The 1503-nt window shown below is 64.4% G+C and carries 1 protein-coding gene and 1 pseudogene; one reads left to right on the forward strand and one right to left on the reverse strand.

Translation table 11 applies throughout. The features are described from left to right. Positions 1–363, reverse strand: a pseudogene (locus EOA29_RS36200) (keto-deoxy-phosphogluconate aldolase); the annotation flags it as partial. A 148-nt stretch (positions 364–511) separates the two neighbouring features. On the opposite strand from EOA29_RS36200, the gene EOA29_RS36205 reads away from it, so the two are divergent. Beyond that, the gene (locus tag EOA29_RS36205; protein ID WP_126092150.1) at positions 512–1441 is read left to right on the forward strand and encodes a rhodanese-related sulfurtransferase; all 930 of its coding nucleotides are present in this window, start codon (positions 512–514) and stop codon (positions 1439–1441) included. Positions 1442–1503: the final 62 nt, after the last annotated feature.

Consider the following 1503-nt stretch of genomic DNA (forward strand, 5'->3'; position numbering starts at 1 on the left):
GATCTCACCCGGCGTGATGGCGCCGGGCAGCAGCGGCACGGGGCTGCCCTTCGCCGTGTCCAGAAGCTGGCTGGTGATGCCGGGGCTGACGATGAATTTCGAGCCGGCGGCGGCTGCCTCGTCGAATTGCCTGGCATCGAGAATGGTGCCGGCGCCAACGATCGCGTCCTCGACCTCGGCCGCGACGCGGCGGATCGCTTCCAGGGCGTCGGCTGTGCGCAGCGTAATCTCGATCGCCCTCAAGCCGCCGCGCGACAGAGCACGGGCGAGCGGCACGGCGTCGGCGACATTGGCGATCTTGAGCACCGGGATGACAGGTTGACCATTGAGAAGCGACAGGAGCTTTTCGGTCTTGCTGGTCATTCGCTGTTCTCCATTGCGATCGATTTCAACCGATTAGCAGAAGGGGTAACCCAAGTCCACGAAGCCAGGGCGTGTCGCGATGTCACGCGGCGGGCCGTTCACTGGCTCTGCCTTGAAACCGCTTTCAGCACGGTTTAGTGGCATGGCCATGACAACAAGCACGGATATTCAGCCGGTTCGCGTCGCCGCGCTTTACAAGTTTGCCCGGCTCGACGGCATCGAAGCCCTGCGCGCGACGCTTGCCGCCCTTTGCCTCGAGCGCGGCATCAAGGGCACGCTGCTTCTGGCGCATGAGGGCATCAACGGCACGGTCGCCGGCAGCGAGGAAGCGATTTCGGCGCTGATCGACCACCTCCAGGCGATCGAAGGGCTTGCCGGGCTGGAGGTCAAATACAGCGCCGCCGCCGACATGCCGTTCCACCGCATGAAAGTGCGGCTGAAGCGCGAGATCGTCACCATGGGCGTCGACGATCTCGACCCCGCGACCAGCGCCGGCACCTATGTCGCGCCGGCCGACTGGAATTCGCTGATCTCGGACGCCGATACATTGGTGATCGACACGCGCAACGCCTACGAGGTGTCGATCGGCACCTTCAAGGGCGCCGTCGATCCGAAAACCGCCAGCTTTCGCGAGTTCCCGGCCTGGGTCGAGCAGCACCGCGATGAGCTCGAAGGCCGCAAGGTGGCGATGTTCTGCACCGGCGGCATTCGCTGCGAGAAGGCGACGGCCTATGTGAAGTCGCTTGGCTTCGGCCAAGTCTTCCATCTCAAGGGCGGCATCCTGAAATATCTCGAAGAGGTGCCGGCCGAAGAGAGCCTGTGGCAGGGCGAGTGTTTCGTCTTCGACGAGCGGGTTTCCGTGTCGCATGGGCTGGCCGAAGGTGATGCCGAGTTGTGCCGTGCCTGCCGGCATCCGCTCACCGTCGAGGATCGGCTTTCGCCGAAATATGTCATCGGCATCTCATGCCCGCATTGCTTCGAGGCGCGCTCGGAAGAAGACCGCGCCCGCTACGCCGAGCGGCATCGCCAGGTCGAGCTGGCGCAGGCGCGAGGCGGCCGGCGCCATATCGGAAGCTAAGCGGCGTCAGTTCCACAAAGCGTCCGCCCGTCATTGTAATGTCAACGCGCGGGGCCTACGTC

It is taken from the genome of Mesorhizobium sp. M1E.F.Ca.ET.063.01.1.1, from assembly GCF_003998155.1.
Classification (GTDB): domain Bacteria; phylum Pseudomonadota; class Alphaproteobacteria; order Rhizobiales; family Rhizobiaceae; genus Mesorhizobium.